Consider the following 16,322-nt stretch of genomic DNA (forward strand, 5'->3'; position numbering starts at 1 on the left):
TTAGTAGGAGCTAAAGCCATCCTCAGACAGGGAATGCTTCTCATCGCCGGTGATCGCCGGGTTGAACACGGAGACCAGGATCAGGTCCTCGTCCTTACCGCCGCGCAGGTAGTGGGCGTCGTGCTCGTCGAGGACGTAAAAGGTGCCCGGGGTGATCGGGTAGACATTGCCCTCAGTGTCCTCAACCTCGCCGGAGCCGCCGATGCAGTAGCAGGCCTCGAGGTGGTTGCGGTACTGCAGCTTCGACTCGGTGCCGGCACGCACGACGGTGTGAGCAACGGCATAACCCATATTGTCCTTGGCGGTCAGCAGGCGCTCGGAGGTGCCGCCACCCCACTCAACAGTCTCGACATCGTCACGGGAACGAATAAACATAAACTCTCCTTAACTAAATCGGTTGCTCTATCCACGCTAAAGGAATTTCGTGTACGGCGAGGCGCGTATGGTCGGGATCATGATCCTTGCCATCATTCTCGCGGAGATCGCGTACTGGCTCTGCTTGTTCGGCGGGATGGCCCTGCGCTACGTGTTCAGGCTCCCAAAAACGGGATACGCCCTGCTGGTAGCCACCATCCCGATCAATTTCGTGCTACTCATCTACACGTTTTGGAGCATCGCGGACATGCGCTGGGCAAATTTCTTTCATGGGCTCGGCGCGTTCTATGCGGTTTTCGCCATCGCTTTTGGCAAGGACCTCATCCAGGCAATGGACCACAAGTGGCGTGGCACTTCGGACGTGAGCGGCAAGGGATTCGACCTCACCCGTTGTGTCATCGCATGCGTGATCACGATCGTGATTTTGGCGGCGATGATCACGCTCACGGGTCTTGCGGGCAGTTTCTGGTTGATCTACTGGATCATCGCGGTCGCTTTCATTCCGTTGTTCTGGTGGGCGATCGATAAATGGCAGCAAAGAAGGAAAGCATGAAGGTTGCAGTAATCGGCGGGGGCATTATCGGCTTATCGACGGCGCTTCGTCTCGCCGACGGCGGCCACTCCGTCACGGTGTACGACCCGGAGCCTGCCAGCGGCGCGACCTGGCACGCGGGCGGGATGCTCGCACCGGCGGCAGAGGTGGTGTACAAGCAGGACCCGCTGTTTCCGCTGATGATCGCGGCCGGAAAGTGGTACCCGGAGCTGATCGAGCTCACACAGAAGTACACGGACTCCCCCACTGGCTACCGCACTGACGGAACGCTGGTGGTGGCGAAAGACCGGGCTGACAAGACGCACCTGGAGGAATTGCAGGCCTACCAGGAGCTCCACGGGATGACCACGGAGAGAGTCACTACGCGGGAGGCGCGGAAGCTGGAGGGCGCGCTGGCGCCGTCGATAAGCGGTGCCGTGCATATCCCCGGCGACCACCAGGTCCGTCCACGGCTGTTCGCTAACGCCCTGCAGGATGCGTGCGCCAACGCCGGTGTCGAGTTCGTGGCGGAGGCCGTGAAAGATGTCAACGACGTCGACGCCGAGCAGGTCGTGCTGGCCAACGGGCTCGGCGCGCGCGAGACGACGGGCTGGTTCGACGGCGAGAATCCGCTGAAGCTGCGCCCGGTCTACGGCGACATGGTGGAGCTGCGCGTGCCGGAGCATCAGCGGCCGCTGATCGACCATGTGATTCGCGGTTTCGTCGAAGACCGGCCGATTTATCTGATTCCGCGCGAGGACGGCACGCTCACGATCGGGGCGACGACGCGCGAGGACGATCGGGCGCAACCTCAAGCGGGCGGCGTGCTGCAACTGCTGCGCGACGCCAGCGAGATCGTGCCCGGCATTGAGGATTGCGATTTCATCGAAACGCACGTCGGCGCGCGCCCCGGTTCGCCGGATGACCTGCCGTATCTCGGCCGGGTCAGCGACCGCGTCGTGGTGTCCACCGGCTATTTCCGCCACGGCATTCTGCTCGCCGCCATGGGCGCGAAGTGCGGGGCCGCGCTGGTCGAAGGTGCACAGCCACCCGTAGAGTTGGAAGCCTGTGATCCCCTGCGTCATTCAAGGAGGAACTAATGCAGCTGATCGTCAACGATGAAGAAATCACGACGGAGGCAGGAAGCGTCGATAAGCTTCTGCGCGAGCGTCTCGGCGAGGTACCCGCGGGCACGGCCGTCGCGGTCGACGGCGATGTCGTTCCGCGCTCCGAGTGGGAGACGACAAAGCTTGACGACGGCGCCCAGGTAGACATCCTCACCGCCGTGCAGGGAGGCTAGCGATGCTGGAGATCGCTGGCAAGAAATTCAACTCGCACCTGATCATGGGCACCGGCGGGGCGAGCTCGCAGGACATGCTGGAGCGCGCGCTGGTCGCATCGGGAACGGAGCTGACCACGGTGGCGATGCGCCGGTTCGCCGCGAAGCAGGACGGCGCCGGCGAATCCGTCTTCGATTTGCTGAACCGCCTGAATATCGCGCCACTGCCGAATACCGCAGGCTGCCGCACCGCGCGCGATGCGGTGATCACGGCGAAACTCGCGCGGGAGGCGCTGGGCACGGACTGGGTGAAACTCGAGGTCATCGCCGACGACCACACGCTTCTACCGGACGTCGTGGAAACGGTCGACGCGTGCGAGCTGCTTATCGACGAAGGATTCACCGTCCTCGCCTACACCTCCGACGATCCGGTGGCGGCGAAGAAACTGGAGGACTTGGGTGCTGCCGCCGTCATGCCGCTCGGCTCCCCCATTGGCACCGGCCTGGGAATCCTAAACCCGCACAATATCGAGCTGATTTGCTCCCGCGCGGAAGTGCCCATCCTCATCGACGCGGGCGTCGGCACCGCCTCGGATGCTGCCCTGGCGATGGAGCTTGGCTGCGACGGTGTGCTGCTGGCCAGCGCCGTCAACCGCTGCCAGGACCCGGAAGCCATGGCACGGGCAATGCGTCTGGCTGTGGAAGGCGGCATGCTCGCACGCAGTGCGGGGCGGATCCCGAAGAGGGAGCACGCGGTGGCGTCGTCAAGCTTTGAGGGATTGGCCAGTTGGGCTGACCAGGTGCTGTAATTCTGCTAGTAGTGGACTGTGACACCCGTCACTACTTCCCTCAAGGAGTCCACACCATGAAGCGCATCACCTCCATCCTCGCCTCGGCGGCCCTGGCGACCGTCGCCCTCGCCCCGCAGGCGGCTGCTGCTCCGCAGTTCGTTGCCAATTCCGACAACTCCGTCCGTTGCGCCCTGTACGACGGCGAGACCCTCTGCGTGAGCGACCGCGCACGCAAGTCCCAGCCACAGTGCAACCCCAAGGGCGAGCTGATCCCGGCCGTGTCCATCCAGCGCAAGTGGGTTGGCACCAAGTGCTGGAACCAGGGCTTCGAGCGCCAGCCGAGCCGTCTCCAGCCGTTCCAGGTCTACAACCACGGCAACCGGGTCGTCTTCGCCAGCCCCACTGGCGACCTGTACGTCCTGGATATGGCAAAGCCGGCGCTGGTTCGCGCCGGCGGTGTCAATGCGGTTCTGTTCTCGCTCTAGTTCTTCTCCGTCTCGTCCTCGTCCGTTGCCTCGGTGAGCACGCTCTCGGTGAGGCGCCATGAGCCTTCCTCGTGGTCGTACTCGAGCTCGGGACGGTCGATCTCGTTGCCCTCTTCGTCATAACCCGGCGCAGGCTTGGCGTCTGCCTCTTCGTATTTCTCCGCAGTGTCGGTCTTCTCCCACTGGCGGGAACGGAAGCGGCGTGCAGCCGCGGAATCGTCGCTCATCGCCTTCACCAACGAGAACATCATGATGAAGTAGACGATGAAGAACGGCAGGGCGATGATGATCACCACTTCCTGCAGCGCCTGGATGCCGGAATCGTTGATGAACAGCAGCGCGGCTGTCACCACGCCGACGGCGACGGCCCAAGCGACGCGGTAATACCTCGGCGTGACTTCTTCCTCACCAGTGGTGAACATGTCCATCACCAGGGCAGCAGAGTCGATCGACGTGACGAAGTAGAAGATGATCACCGCCAGCGCTACCGCGCCGCTGACGAAGTACAGCGGGTACTGCGCCAACAGGGTGAACAACGCCTGCGGGGTCTCCCCGTCTTCCACGACGGGGCCGGTGAGCACGCCCGGATCATTCGTCTCGACGTCGATCGCCGTGCGGCCGAAGGTGGCGAACCAGATGATGTCAAAGACCGCCGGAAGCAAGATCGTGCCGGCAATGAACTGGCGCACGGTGCGGCCGCGGGAAATGCGGGCAAAGAACATGCCCACGTACGGCGACCAACAGATTGTCCACGCCCAGTAGAACGCGGTCCAGGTGGCGTGCCAGCCCGGGTTGTCGTTGTAGGAGTCGACCCAGAACATCAGCTCCGGCAGCGACGACACGTAGATGCCGAAGGACTCGGTGAGGTGCTCGATGATCTTCAGCGTCGGTCCCACGACGAACAGGAAGACCAGCAGCACAATCGAGCCGATGATATTCAGGTTCGACAGGAGCTTCACGCCCTTGTCTAGGCCGGTGGCCACCGACACGGAAGCGCAGACGGTGATGAAGATGATCACGGCCAGCTCCACCCAGGTCACCAGCGGAACATCCCACAGAATGTTCAGGCCCGCGCTGATCTGCAGCACGCCCAGGCCGACGGAGACGGCGAGGCCGAAGACGGTGCCGATGATGCCGATGGCGTCGAGAAGCTTGCCCGGCCACTCGTACACCTTCGAGCCGAGCAGCGGCGAGAAGATCGACGAGTAGCGCGCTGGCATCTTGCGCTTGTAGATGAAGTACCCCATGGCCAGGCCCGGCAGCGTGAAGATCACCCACATGTGAATACCGAAGTGGTAGTAGGTGAACTCGAACGCCTGACGGATGGCCTCACGGCTCATCGATTCATACTCGCCGCGCGGCGGGTTATACGCGTGGTGCAACGGTTCCGCGGCACCCCAGAACAGCAGCGTCGCACCCATGCCGGCGGCGAACAGCATGGAGAACCACACGGGCAAGGAGTACTCGGGCTCGTCATCGTCGTCGCCGAGGCGGTAGTTGCCGAAGCGAGACACAAACAAGACGATCAAGAAGATGAACACCGCGGACACGCCGCCGATGTACAGCCACGCGAAATTGTCCATCATCCAGGTGGACACGGTGGAATACAGTTCGCGGGCGCGTTCACCGAAACCGATGGTGAGCGCCACGAAAGCGACGATGAATCCGACGGAGGTAAAGAAGATCAGTGGATCAGCGCGAAATTTGCGCATGGGAATCGGCCCCGAATCATAGGTGGGCGGGCATTAGTGTCCCAAGAAAGCTTAGGCCATTAAAGTGGACGGGTGTGATTTCTCTTCCCGAGCAAGAATTGCGCCGTACCGCCCGCCAGATGAATCTGCCCGGCTTCGGGCCCGAGCAACAAGAAGCGCTACATAGCGCGAAAGTGCTGGTCATCGGAGCGGGAGGGCTCGGGTGCCCGATCATGCAGACGCTCGCGGCGACAGGAGTCGGGCATATTTCGCTTATCGACGACGACGTGGTCGACCTTACTAATATTCACCGCCAGATCCTCTTCGGGGCCTCCGATGTGGGCAGGAAGAAGACCGAAGTGGCCGCAGAGCGACTGCGTGAGCTGCAGCCCGGCATCGACGTGACCACGATCGACGGCCGAATGGATGCCTCGAATGCAGTGGAGCTGCTCGAGGGTATCGATGTGCTCATTGACGGCTCGGACACCTTCGCCACCAAATTCATGGCAGCCGACGCCGCCGAGATCACCGGCACTCCCCTCGTGTGGGGGTCGGTGCTGCGCTACCGCGGCGACGTGGCGCTGTGGTGGTCCGGCCCCGGCGCACCGGACGACGGCGTGGGCATGCGCGACCTCTACCCCGACCAGCCCGACGCGGATTCCGTGCCCGACTGCGCCACCGCCGGTGTGTTGGGCGTGACCACGAGCGTGGTCGGCGGACTCATGTCCACCGAGGTGATCAAATTCCTGACCGGGGTCGGTGAGGCGACTGTGGGCACACTCCACATGTACGACGCTCTGACCACCCAGATCCGCCGCTTCGATGTCCGGCGCGACCCCGGCCGCGAGCTGGTCACCGCTTTCGCCGACTATGAAGGCGCGGCGTGCGCTGTGCCCGATAACGGGAGCGAGGAGCTCCTGGAGGCCGTCGCGACGGGAGCCGCCGTCGCACTCGACGTGCGGGAAGAGCACGAGAAGGCCATCAAGGACATTTCAGCTGCCAGGGCCGAGCACATCCCGACCTCTGCTGACCCGCAGCTCGGCGTTGACTTCATCGACTCTCTCCCCGAAGGCACCGATGTGGTGGTGTATTGCGCATCGGGGAAGAGGTCGCAGGGGTTCGTCGATAAGCACGCAGCTCATGCTGACGCGCGGAACGTGACGCTGACGAGCCTGCCTGGCGGCGTGAACGCGCTCTAGCGTTTCGCGCGGAAGTACAACGTGCCCGCGAGCGACGAGCAGACGGCCGAGCCGACGAGCACGAGGATGGTGTACAGAATTCCTGTGACACCGAGCTGGCTCAAAATGAAACCGGTGAGCAGTGCACCGATGACGGCTCCGACGATTGCGACGATCCAACGACCCATTGTTTTCTCCTTTTCACGGTAAGCGCCCACCATCGTAGGAGAAACGGGCTAGCGTTGGGGCATGACTGACATCACCCTTCCCCGCCCCGATATCGATGCCGACGGCCTCCTCGAATATTCAGCCGTGTTCAGCGACCGCTCGCTGAACCACTTGTCCGCAAAATTCATCGGCATCATGCAGGAAATCCAGGCGATCCTGCGCGAGACGTACCACGCTGAATCTGTTGCTGTGGTGCCCGGCGGCGGCACCTTCGCGATGGAATCCGTCGCCCGCCAATTCGCCCGTGGCAAAGACGCGCTGGTCATCTGCACCGGCAACTTCTCCCACCGCTGGACGCAGATCTTCGACGCCTCCGGTGTCGCTGGGAAGGTCACGGTGCTCAACGCCGAACCGACCTCCGACGACGAGCGCACCTCCTACGCCCCGCCCGCCATCGACGCTGCTGTCGAGCGCATCCGTGCCGAGCGTCCCGCCGTCGTTTTCGCCGCGCACGTGGAGACCGCCGCAGGCCTCGAGCTGCCGGTCGACTACATCACCAAGCTCGCCGACGCCGCCCACGACGTCGACGCCCTCATGGTCCTCGACTGCGTCGCTTCCGGCACCAAGTGGATCAACATGGAAGAAACCGGCGTGGACGTTCTCATCTCCGCGCCTCAGAAGGGCTGGTCCGGCTCCCCTGCTACCGGCTACGTGATGTTCTCGAAGGCCGCGCGTGCCGAGCTGGACAACACCACCTCCGATAGCTTCGCGATGGACCTGGCCAAGTGGACCGCCATCTCCGAGGGCTACGTCGACGGTTCCGCCGCCTACCACGCCACGGTCCCCACCGACGCGATCGCACACAACCTCGAGCTGATGAAGGAAGCCAAGGAGATCGGCCTCGACGAGCTGACCTCGCGCCAGGTCGAGCTGGGCACCAAGGTGCGCGAGCTGCTGGCCGAGAAGGGCTTCTCCTCCGTCGCGGCCCCCGGGTTCGAAGCCACCTCCATCGTGGTCATGCACGCCGATAGCCCCGAGCAAGCCGCGGGCGCCGCCTTCAAGCATGCCGGCATCCAGGTCGCCGGCGGTGTGCCGCTGCAGATCGGCGAGCCCGGGAGCTTCTCCACCTTCCGCATCGGCCTGTTCGGCCTGGACAAGTGGGCCGACGTGGACGGCACCGTCGCGCGGTTCGCGGAGGCGCTGGACAAGGTCATCGCTGGCTAGCCGAAGGTCAACGAGTACAACTTCACGCCTGCCGAGGGCCGGATGCGCAGCATCCCCTCGGTGGGCGTTTCGGCTTTCACGAGGTCGAGGGTGCCGTCGGTAGCCGGGAATGTCTTTGTCGAACCATCCGGATACTCGACCTCGATCTCGCCTTCACCCGAAACCACGAGCTGGACCCACTGCGCGAAGACATTGATGTCGAGGTGTCCGCCGCTGCCGCTGGTGGAATGGACAGATTCTTTTTCGAGAACCCACTCGCCGCTGAGCGCGAACATTCCTCGCTCCGGTGCGGGTGCTTCACCGAAGTCGTGCTCTCCGTCGGTGTAACCGGGCTGCTTGGTGTACTCGGCACGCGCAGTACCGAGATAAGTTTCCGGGTTGCGGCCCTTTGTACCGCCTGCTGCTTCGCCGCCTTCGACCGGTTCGGGGAGGTCGACGTCGGGGTTGGCGTCGATAAGCAATTCACGCACGAGCTTTTCTGTCTCGGCGTAGCTTCCCTCCCCTTCCACGATCTGGCGGACATTGCCGTGCTTGTCCACCAGGTAGCGGGCTGGCCAGTAGAGGTTGTTGAAATTCCTCCACGTAGCGAAGTCGTTGTCCTGCGCCACCGGGTAGTGGATACCTTCCTTTTCTACGGCGTTGCGGACATTGCCCAGGTCGTGCTCGAAGCCGTACTCAGGGGAATGGACGCCGACGACGGTGAGGCCGGCATCGCGATAAGCGTCGTAAAGCTTGGTGATGTGCTCCCCAGCACGCTGACAGTTGATGCAGGCATATGCCCAGAAATCGACGAGCATGACACCGCCGTCCTGCGAGCTCGGCGGTTGGCCGGCGTTGATCCAGTTCGTCAGCCCCGCGAATTCCGGTGCCGGGCCACAATCCTGCAGCTGCGCGGGGTCGGCGCGGCGGCACGACTGAAGCGAACCGCTCCCGGTCGGGCCGACCTTGCTGAGAGCGTCATTGGCCAAGTCCGAATTCTCAAAGCGGTTCGACAGCGATGACGTCCAATTCGGCAGCGCACGCTGGATCGCCGCCGGCGCGTTGAGAGCCAACGCCACGGTGAACACTAGGATGAGCACGCCGATGGCCTTACGGTGACGCTGCACCGCGTCTACCTTGTCACCGATCTTGTTGCCCGCCAGAGCGAACACGAACAGCGGCAGCGCGGACCCGAGTGCGAACGCGACGGTGAGCACCACCGTGTTCCAGCCGATCTGCCCCGTCGTACCCGCCACCGTCACCGCTGCAAGCACCGGGCCTGCGCATGGGACGTACACCGCACCAAGGGCCAGACCGATGAGAAAACCGCCCTTGCCGCGTGTTTTCTCCTGCAATGCCGTGGGGCGCGGAAGCGCGTCAAAGGGCTTCTGCAACACCTCCCCCACCGACGGGAAAATCATTCCCAGCCCCACCCATGCCAGCAACACCACGCCCGCCCAGCGCAACACCGACTGCGGCAAATGCAACGCGCTAAGCAGCAACGTACCCAGCAGCGCGATCGCCGCGAAGCTCACGACCAACCCTGCCACCACGTGCGACGGTTTACGCCCGACACTGACACCGAGCACCACCGGCAACACCGGCAAAATGCACGGTGACAATGCCGTGATCACACCTCCGATGAATCCGACAAGAATCACGCCGATCATGAGTTTCCTCTACTTTCCGGTTGCCTTTCCTACACCCAGCACTACGGAGTGAGCACCCACACCGGATTGGTCCAATCCGCATCAACCCCCGGCTCCGTAGTACTCAATGACGGGCCAGAAACACTGCGCCTGCGAACCGAAAAAGAGAAGGAGACACCATGTCTATCAACCGCGCAATCGCCAGCGCCAGCGCCATCGTCATCGCCGCCACCGGCCTCGTCGCATGCAACGACACTGAGGGGACCGACGGCAAGATGGACGGCTCCATGGCTCCGTCCTCCGAGGCGATGATGAGCGAAGATTCCATGGCACCGTCCTCCGAGGCCATGATGAGCGAAGACTCCATGGCCCCGTCCTCCGAGGCAATGATGAGCGAAGACAAAACGATGGAAGAATCCAAGTAGCACATGACCCAGGTGTTAGATTTAGAATCTGTGGATCCTGACCGTCTCTTAGAAAGCGTGCGCGCGGGCGATAAAGTCGCTTTCGCCAAGCTTTACGACGTTCTGGCCCCACAGGTTCTAGGTCTGACCACCCACATCTTGCGTGACCGGGCCCAAGCGGAAGAGGTCGCCCAAGAAGTCTTCGTGGAGGTGTGGCAGAGCGCCCACACCTTCGACCCACACCGCGGCAGCGCCAAGTCATGGGTATTGCGGCTCGCCAAATCGCGCGCCATCGATCGGCTGCGCAGCTGGCGCAGTTCCCAAGCCCGCGACACCGACGATTTCAACAGTCAACTGACCTCGTGGGTCGCTGCCGCTGAAGACGAAGCTCAACAGCGACTAGAGTCTGAGGAGCTGCAAGAACTCATTGATTCAATCGGAGAGCCCCACCGAAGTGCGCTCATGCTCGCGTATTTCGGGGAACTCACCCACCAAGAAATCGCCGATGCCACTGGCGTCGCTCTCGGAACAGCGAAAACCCGGGTGCGCGACGGGTTGCAAAAGCTTCGCAAGGCCGTGTCGTTGAAAGGAGGCCTGTGATGGATAAAGATATCGAGGACCTCTTCAATTCCGCGGCCACGCCGGTCACCCCGCCACCGGAGCTCAAACGCTCAATCATGGAGCGTATCGACGCCACCGAGCAGGTCACTGACTTGGACACCGCGCGGAAGAACCGCTCCGGGCGACGTCTCACAGCCGCCGCAGCGGCCGCCGTCGTGCTCATCGCCGGTGGCGGGTTCACGGTCACCCAATTCACTGGCGACGAGTCACGCGAATCCGTGACAGCCCAAGGTGTCGACGAAATGCACGCAGTCATGGAGGCCGACGACGCGCGTCAAGGTCAGGCCGATGCGATGGGCGCGAGCCTCGACATCGTGATCAGCTCTGACATGGGCAAGGGCGGTGCCATGGTCAACGGCCAGCCAGCTCTCGACGACGGCATGGGGGCACAAGTCTGGGCAGTCATGGACGACGGCGCCATGGAATCCGCCGGCGTCATCGGCCAGGAGCCCCACGATGACGTGTGGATGCCTCTACCAGGTGGCACCGCTTCAGTTCTTGTCACCGAAGAAGTCGCCGCAGGCTCGGCGCAGCCCACCGGCGCGGTGCTGGCCAACGTGACGCTCTAGTGCCGGCTGCCTCCCTTGGCGCGCTTCAGGCCATTCGCGTCCTAAAAACCACAAAGCCCCGACCCAAAGTGGATGAGACGAGGTGGCAGGCCTAGCGTTAGTCCTATGACGTTGCCAAAGTTCGGTCCCGCTCGGGCCGGCGCTTTAATGGGAACCTCGATTGCGTCGAGTTTGACTGGGTTACATGGATTTCATGTAGCCCAGGTCGTTTTTGCGCTCATCGCGGCGGGGCTCCTTGTTGTGTTCACGGTCGGCGTGCGCAATGAGCCGCCGCGGCGCCAGAACATGGCGGCGTGGGGCATGTACGATGGGGCTGCTCGCGTGCGGCTCGGCGTGGACGGCACTCACGGGCAACGATGCGTTCCAGCTGATCAGCTGGTGGATCGGCGCGCCACTGGCCATCATCGTGTGCTTGTGGCAACTCTGGGGTTTGTGGAAGCAGTCCGCTCACTACACCGAGCCTGCGTTCCCGTGGGGCTTGGCGCTGGTGTCCCCGATGGTCGCCGCGACATCCGCCGGGCAGCTGGCCACCCATCACGGCGAGTTTTATCACTACGCGGGTGAGCTGTGCTTCTTCCTCACGTTCTTCACCGCGATCCCGCTCTTCCTCTACTGCTACTGGTCCCGCACGCGCCCACGTGGCGCAGCCGCGGGTACAGCGTGGATTCCCCTCGGTGTTGTCGGCCAGTCGACGGCAGCATCGACATTGCTTTTCGACACTCACCTGTACGGCCTCATCATGTTCACCCTCGCCGTACCGTGTGTCCTCTATGCCATGTACTGCTTCTACGAGGCTGTCCTCCACTGGGTGCCCTACGGCCCTGGTTGGTGGGGCTCTACCTTCCCCGTGGGCAGTCTGTGCTTGGGTGCTTGGGACGAAGGCTGGCACGCACTTTCCTTGGCGCTCCTCGTGCTCTTGCTCCTCCACTGGGGTGTCTGCGCGGTGCGCTTTGGCTCCTGGGAACTAAGCCAATCTGGTGCGAGATGAACTAGCTATCCGCGCTTCTCCGATGCCGTCGTCGTGGTGGTCCACGACGAGCTGGATCTGGATCCCGGGGAACTCCCCGTCCGGCACGCCCACGACTCGGCATAGCGGCCGCCCTTCGCCAGCAATTCATCGTGCGTGCCCCGTTCTGCGACCGTCCCGTCCTCCGAAAGCACGACGATGAGGTCGGCATCGCGGATAGTGTGCAGGCGATGGGCGACGACGATCACAGTGTGATCGCCGCGCAACGCCTCAATCGTGCCGACGATCGCCCGCTCAGTGGCCGCATCCAGCGAGGACGTCGGCTCGTCGAGAAGCACCACCGGGGAATCCTTCAGAAGCGCCCGGGCGATGGCGAGGCGCTGCCGCTCGCCTCCCGACAGCAGCGTCCCCTCCTCCCCCACCGGGGTATCCCACTCGGAAGGCAGCAGCTCCACGATGCGGTCCACCCCGGAACGCCGGGCGGCCTCGCGCAAGCGGTCCCCGTCACCGGGCCTGGAACCGAATCCGGGGTCGGCGAAGACCACGTTGTCCCGCACGGACGCGTCGAAAAGAAACGTCTCCTGGAACACCGGGGTCACCAGCGAGTTCACGCCGTCGGTGCCGATCCGAGGCAAGGGCACCCCGCCGATGAGGATCTCCCCCGAGTCCGGATCATGAAAACGCGACAGCAGCCGCATGACCGTCGTCTTGCCCGCCCCCGACGGTCCCACTATGGCGACCAGCGCTCCCTGAGGTGCACGGAAGCTGACGTCGTCGAGAACCTTCTTATCCCCGTACCCGAAGCTCACGCCGCGGAACTCCACGTCATGCCCGTCGGGCAGCTCCGGTGCGGCAGGTTCAGGAAGGGCGGGGATTGCCCGCAGGTCACGCAACGCAGCTAACGTGTTGCGGCCCGCACCGAAACCGCCGGACAACGCTCCCGCCGTGGTGATCGGTCCGGTGAACTGGACGAGCACGATGAGTGTCGGCGCCAAATGCGCCGGCGCCATCCCGCCCGTCGCGGCGACTGCCACGGCGACGATCACCGCCGCCGTGAACACCGCATGGACGATCGAACCCAACCGTCCGATGGCTGCCCCCTGCGTCGACGTCGCCTTCGCGAACGCATCGTGTTGGGCCTGGATAGCCTCATCCACCATCGCGTCCGCCGCCGAACCGTCGCCCGCGGCGCGAATCGCCTGCTGGCCGCGGGTGAACTCGATCAGCCTGCCGGAGACGGCAGCGACGGCCTCAGCATGCGCTTTGTCCGACTCCCCGCCGACCCGGCCAATGGCCCGGTAGGCGAAGAAGAGCACCGGCGCTGACGCGACAAGAACCAAACCGACGCGCCAATCCACCGCCAGAATTCCGAAGGCGATGACGGTCGGCGTAACCACCGCGGCGATGACGGGCCGCAGGATCACGTGCGGCACGGACGCCGCGAACGCGATACCCGACGACGCCATCTCCGAAAAGCGGCCGGCCGTGGACTTGGTGACGTACCCGAGTGGCAACGTCAGCACGCGTTCGCCCAGGGAACGCAGCAGGGACGACAGCACCGCTGCGGAATTCGCCCTGCCAGCTGTCCCCGCGGCGAGGGACAGCACCGCATGGGCGGCCGCGAGGCCGGCGATGACGCCGGTGAAACGCCACGCCGTCGCATCATCTCCCTCGGCCAGAGCCGACAGCAGCGGCAGCAGCGCGACGAACGCCGCTCCCTGGGCCAGCGCGGCAAGCGTGGCCAACGCAATGAGCCACACCAGCGTCATTCTCGAGCGCCGATCCGTCATCGACCACAAGTCCCGAATCATCGGTTTGCCGCCTTTTCATCGTCTGATTCAGTGCCCCGCGGGGCGGATGGTTCGTCGTCGAGCACGAACGCGCGCCACAAATCCCGGTAGCGGCCACCGCGCGCAAGCAACTCGTCGTGGGTACCCACCTCCGCGACCGCTCCCCCATCGAGAACGAGGATGCGGTCGGCGTTGCGGATCGTGCTCAACCTGTGCGCGATCACAATCACCGTCCGCGAACGGGCCAAACGCTCGATTGCGGACTGGATGAGGGCCTCGGAAGCCGGATCCGCGTAAGCGGTTGCCTCGTCGAAGATGAGCACCGGCGCGTCCGTGACGATCGACCTCGCGATGGCCACGCGCTGCGCCTCACCACCGGAAAAGGTCACGTCGACGTTGACCACCGAATCCAGGCGCTTCGGCAGCGCCGCGATGACCGCATCGAGGTTCGCGAGCTTCGCGGCCGCCATGATTTCGTCGTCGGTGGCGTCTCTCCTGGCCAGCCGGATGTTTTCCCGCAACGGCAGCGTGAACAACTGTGGATCTTGGAACACCACCGACACCGAGCGGTGCACGTCGCGCACGGCGATGTCGCGAAGATCGACGCCGCCCAGTAGCACCGAGCCTTCAACGGGGTCGTGGAAACGCGCCAACAGCCGGGCGACGGTGGACTTTCCGGAACCGGAGGACCCCACCAGCGCAGTGAGGGTCCCTGGTTCGAACGTCGCGCACATCCCGTCGAGGACCCGCGGCCCATCGCCGTAGGAGAAGACCAGGTTCCGGACCTCGAGCGCGCCTCCGCGCGCGGGCACCGGATCGGCGGGCTCGGCGATCGGCGGCGTGCTCAGCACCTCCGCGATGGACTTCAGAGCGGCGATCCCCGCGATGATGGGTTCGGAGTTCATGGCCACTCGCACGATCGCCGCGGAGAGTCCAAGGCTGAGAACCAGCCCGGCGACGAGACCCTCCGGTATGCCGCCCGCGGCGTCCCTCAGTGCGAGGCCGGCCCCGCACACCACTGCGAGGACTGTGGTCGGGGACGTCACCACGTCGATGAGCCCGAGATAGATGTTCGACTGCCGGGACCAGGCGGACCACGCGCGGACGAACGACAACGCCGCGGCATCGTAGCGACCCGCGCCCTGGTTGGCGCGTCCGAAGGACTTCATCACCGGGATACCGCGCACCAACTCGATGACCGCGGCCGTCACTCCTTCGGAGGCTCGCTCGTAGTCGCGCTGAAGACGGGCTCCGCGCGAAATCATCACGCCCATCAGGGCGAAGGTGACCAGCACGGGGACGACCGCCACCGCCGCGATCCGCCAATCCACCGCGACGAGCGCGATGAGGGAAAGCAGGGGAACCAGCACCGCCACCACGGTCTCACCGACGGTGTGGCCCATGAGCTGGTGGACAGCCGCGACGTCCTTCTCAACCGACTCGATGATTCCCGACGAGCGCCGGGCGTCCAGCCAGCCCAGCGGTAACTTCCGGATTTGGGCGACCAGCCGGCGCCGGAGGTGGAGCTGCAGGTCGTTATCCGCCCGGTGCGAGAGCATGCCGGCGGTGCCGTCCGCGGCCATGCGCACCGTTGCGGCGACGACGATGACAGCCACGGCCAACCACGTCCGATGCTCCGGGGCCTCCGGGTACGTCATCGCGATGTCGATGATGCCGACCAGCGAAGCGACGGTAGCCACCGACGACAGGACGGATAACGCGACCACCGCACGCATCCGGGTCCGAATCGGGGCGAGCAGCGACCACGGGCCTACGGTCCCGTCCACGGCGCTCACTTGCCCGCCTCCCCGATCGCGCTTTTCTTCGTGAGAGTGCAGAAATACACCATGCCGGCGTGTGAGGCTCCGCCCAGCTTCAGCCCGTTGGCTTCGACGAGGTCCTCGACCTCGCTGCCCGGGAACACCCGGTGGCCCATCTTCGCAACGACGGCCATGTCCACATGCTCGTTCACGTCGGGATCCTCGGCGAACGTCTGCACGTAAGCGATGCCTCCATCGGCTAGCAGCCCGGCGACCCTGCCGAGCGGCGCGAGGACGTCGGCGACGTGGAATTCCGTCCGGCCCCGAGCCCTTCGACGGCGGCGTCCATCGGTTCACGCGCATAGCGGCTTAGGAACCTCGGCTGGACCTTGTCCTCGTAGGCCGCGAGGAGCCTGCGGTTGTTCTGGACGATCTGGGCGATCGACTTCATCTGGTTCTGTCTCCGGGTGTGCGGGCCGCGTCCACGCGGCGGTTTCGGGTTAGATGCTCGGGTTCGCGGGCCGTCGTCGGCGGTGCCGCCCCCGTGGACGTACCTGTCATGCAGACTCCCCCGGCCTCGTTTTCACGGCGATGCCCCACGCCGCGAGCACGGCGATGCCTAAGAACCAGGCCGCGCAGACCACCAAATCCGTAGCTCCGGTGCCGTTGACGGCCTCGCCGACCGCGGATACGGGGTGTGCCCGGCGATTCCGTGCAGGAGGGGACGGACACCGGCCGGAGGATGAGCCAAACGGGGTTCCCCGCGTTCGCGTCGCCCCCTCTCGGCCGACTCGTCGACTCGTCGGTCGCTGTGGTGGGTTCGTCAGTCACAAGCGGCACTGTGTTGCCCTCTCAAAAGA

19 protein-coding genes are annotated in these 16,322 nt (G+C 64.3%); 11 read left to right on the forward strand and 8 right to left on the reverse strand.

Annotated features, from left to right (window positions below; translation table 11 throughout):
- Positions 1 to 375 (reverse strand): ectoine synthase, encoded by a 375-nt coding sequence (locus tag J5Y21_RS07335; protein WP_210574092.1) that lies wholly within the window; start codon positions 373 to 375, stop codon positions 1 to 3.
- Positions 376 to 454: 79 nt separating this feature from the next.
- Between J5Y21_RS07335 and J5Y21_RS07340 the strand changes: the two genes are divergently transcribed.
- Genes J5Y21_RS07340 through J5Y21_RS07360 form a run of 5 tightly spaced genes read left to right on the forward strand, consistent with a single transcriptional unit; the run spans position 455 to position 3,462 of the window.
- On the forward strand, positions 455 to 928 hold the full coding sequence (locus tag J5Y21_RS07340; protein ID WP_210574093.1) for a hypothetical protein: 474 nt from the start codon (positions 455 to 457) through the stop codon (positions 926 to 928).
- Entirely contained in the window at positions 925 to 2,007 is a 1,083-nt protein-coding gene (thiO, locus tag J5Y21_RS07345; protein ID WP_246875057.1) for a glycine oxidase ThiO, read from the forward strand. Before J5Y21_RS07340 ends, thiO begins: the two co-directional genes overlap by 4 nt.
- Positions 2,007 to 2,207 carry a sulfur carrier protein ThiS gene (gene thiS, locus J5Y21_RS07350; protein WP_210574095.1) on the forward strand — a complete coding sequence of 67 codons (201 nt, stop codon included), beginning with the start codon at positions 2,007 to 2,009 and terminating at the stop codon, positions 2,205 to 2,207. The genes thiO and thiS overlap by 1 nt, the downstream gene beginning before the upstream one ends.
- 2 nt (positions 2,208 to 2,209) lie before the next feature.
- Positions 2,210 to 2,995: a thiazole synthase gene (locus J5Y21_RS07355; RefSeq protein ID WP_210574096.1), complete on the forward strand. Its 786-nt coding sequence runs from the start codon at positions 2,210 to 2,212 to the stop codon at positions 2,993 to 2,995.
- A 56-nt stretch (positions 2,996 to 3,051) separates the two neighbouring features.
- Entirely contained in the window at positions 3,052 to 3,462 is a 411-nt protein-coding gene (locus tag J5Y21_RS07360) for a hypothetical protein (RefSeq protein ID WP_210574097.1), read from the forward strand.
- Here J5Y21_RS07360 and J5Y21_RS07365 read toward each other — a convergent pair.
- The gene (locus J5Y21_RS07365) at positions 3,459 to 5,174 is read right to left on the reverse strand and encodes a BCCT family transporter (RefSeq protein WP_210574098.1); all 1,716 of its coding nucleotides are present in this window, start codon (positions 5,172 to 5,174) and stop codon (positions 3,459 to 3,461) included. The two genes, J5Y21_RS07360 and J5Y21_RS07365, sit on opposite strands and share 4 nt — an antisense overlap.
- Before the next feature lie 74 nt (positions 5,175 to 5,248).
- Between J5Y21_RS07365 and J5Y21_RS07370 the strand changes: the two genes are divergently transcribed.
- On the forward strand, positions 5,249 to 6,352 hold the full coding sequence (locus J5Y21_RS07370; protein WP_210574099.1) for a ThiF family adenylyltransferase: 1,104 nt from the start codon (positions 5,249 to 5,251) through the stop codon (positions 6,350 to 6,352).
- Here the strand turns inward: J5Y21_RS07370 and J5Y21_RS07375 are convergent.
- Positions 6,349 to 6,519 carry a glycerol dehydrogenase gene (locus J5Y21_RS07375; RefSeq protein WP_210574101.1) on the reverse strand — a complete coding sequence of 57 codons (171 nt, stop codon included), beginning with the start codon at positions 6,517 to 6,519 and terminating at the stop codon, positions 6,349 to 6,351. The two genes, J5Y21_RS07370 and J5Y21_RS07375, sit on opposite strands and share 4 nt — an antisense overlap.
- Before the next feature lie 61 nt (positions 6,520 to 6,580).
- Between J5Y21_RS07375 and J5Y21_RS07380 the strand changes: the two genes are divergently transcribed.
- Positions 6,581 to 7,723, forward strand: a complete 1,143-nt coding sequence (locus J5Y21_RS07380; protein WP_210574103.1) for an aminotransferase class V-fold PLP-dependent enzyme — start codon at positions 6,581 to 6,583, stop codon at positions 7,721 to 7,723.
- Here the strand turns inward: J5Y21_RS07380 and J5Y21_RS07385 are convergent.
- Positions 7,720 to 9,372, reverse strand: coding sequence for a cytochrome c biogenesis protein CcdA (locus J5Y21_RS07385; protein ID WP_210574105.1), 1,653 nt, complete (start codon positions 9,370 to 9,372; stop codon positions 7,720 to 7,722). The two genes, J5Y21_RS07380 and J5Y21_RS07385, sit on opposite strands and share 4 nt — an antisense overlap.
- A 158-nt stretch (positions 9,373 to 9,530) precedes the next feature.
- Here J5Y21_RS07385 and J5Y21_RS07390 point away from each other — a divergent pair, with 158 nt between their 5' ends.
- The 4 genes from J5Y21_RS07390 (at position 9,531) to J5Y21_RS07405 (ending at position 11,933) form a co-directional block, all read left to right on the forward strand.
- Positions 9,531 to 9,776 carry a hypothetical protein gene (locus J5Y21_RS07390; protein WP_210574107.1) on the forward strand — a complete coding sequence of 82 codons (246 nt, stop codon included), beginning with the start codon at positions 9,531 to 9,533 and terminating at the stop codon, positions 9,774 to 9,776.
- Between the two features lie 3 nt (positions 9,777 to 9,779).
- Positions 9,780 to 10,355 carry a sigma-70 family RNA polymerase sigma factor gene (locus J5Y21_RS07395; protein WP_210574109.1) on the forward strand — a complete coding sequence of 192 codons (576 nt, stop codon included), beginning with the start codon at positions 9,780 to 9,782 and terminating at the stop codon, positions 10,353 to 10,355.
- Positions 10,355 to 10,945, forward strand: a complete 591-nt coding sequence (locus J5Y21_RS07400; RefSeq protein WP_210574111.1) for an anti-sigma factor — start codon at positions 10,355 to 10,357, stop codon at positions 10,943 to 10,945. The genes J5Y21_RS07395 and J5Y21_RS07400 overlap by 1 nt, the downstream gene beginning before the upstream one ends.
- A 307-nt stretch (positions 10,946 to 11,252) precedes the next feature.
- Positions 11,253 to 11,933, forward strand: coding sequence for a hypothetical protein (locus tag J5Y21_RS07405; RefSeq protein WP_246875058.1), 681 nt, complete (start codon positions 11,253 to 11,255; stop codon positions 11,931 to 11,933).
- A 5-nt stretch (positions 11,934 to 11,938) separates the two neighbouring features.
- Here J5Y21_RS07405 and J5Y21_RS07410 read toward each other — a convergent pair whose 3' ends face one another.
- Genes J5Y21_RS07410 through J5Y21_RS11705 form a run of 4 tightly spaced genes read right to left on the reverse strand, consistent with a single transcriptional unit; the run spans position 11,939 to position 15,913 of the window.
- Complete coding sequence (locus J5Y21_RS07410; protein WP_210574112.1) at positions 11,939 to 13,723, reverse strand: ABC transporter ATP-binding protein; 1,785 nt, start codon at positions 13,721 to 13,723, stop codon at positions 11,939 to 11,941.
- Entirely contained in the window at positions 13,720 to 15,489 is a 1,770-nt protein-coding gene (locus J5Y21_RS07415) for an ABC transporter ATP-binding protein (RefSeq protein WP_349236966.1), read from the reverse strand. Before J5Y21_RS07415 ends, J5Y21_RS07410 begins: the two co-directional genes overlap by 4 nt.
- A gap of 5 nt (positions 15,490 to 15,494) precedes the next feature.
- Positions 15,495 to 15,701, reverse strand: coding sequence for a hypothetical protein (locus J5Y21_RS11700; RefSeq protein WP_246875060.1), 207 nt, complete (start codon positions 15,699 to 15,701; stop codon positions 15,495 to 15,497).
- A 20-nt stretch (positions 15,702 to 15,721) separates the two neighbouring features.
- Positions 15,722 to 15,913, reverse strand: coding sequence for a hypothetical protein (locus J5Y21_RS11705; RefSeq protein ID WP_246875061.1), 192 nt, complete (start codon positions 15,911 to 15,913; stop codon positions 15,722 to 15,724).
- Between the last annotated feature and the right edge of the window lie 409 nt (positions 15,914 to 16,322).

Origin of the sequence: Corynebacterium sp. Marseille-P3884 (assembly GCF_017942225.1) — a bacterium.
Taxonomy (GTDB): Bacteria; Actinomycetota; Actinomycetes; order Mycobacteriales; family Mycobacteriaceae; genus Corynebacterium.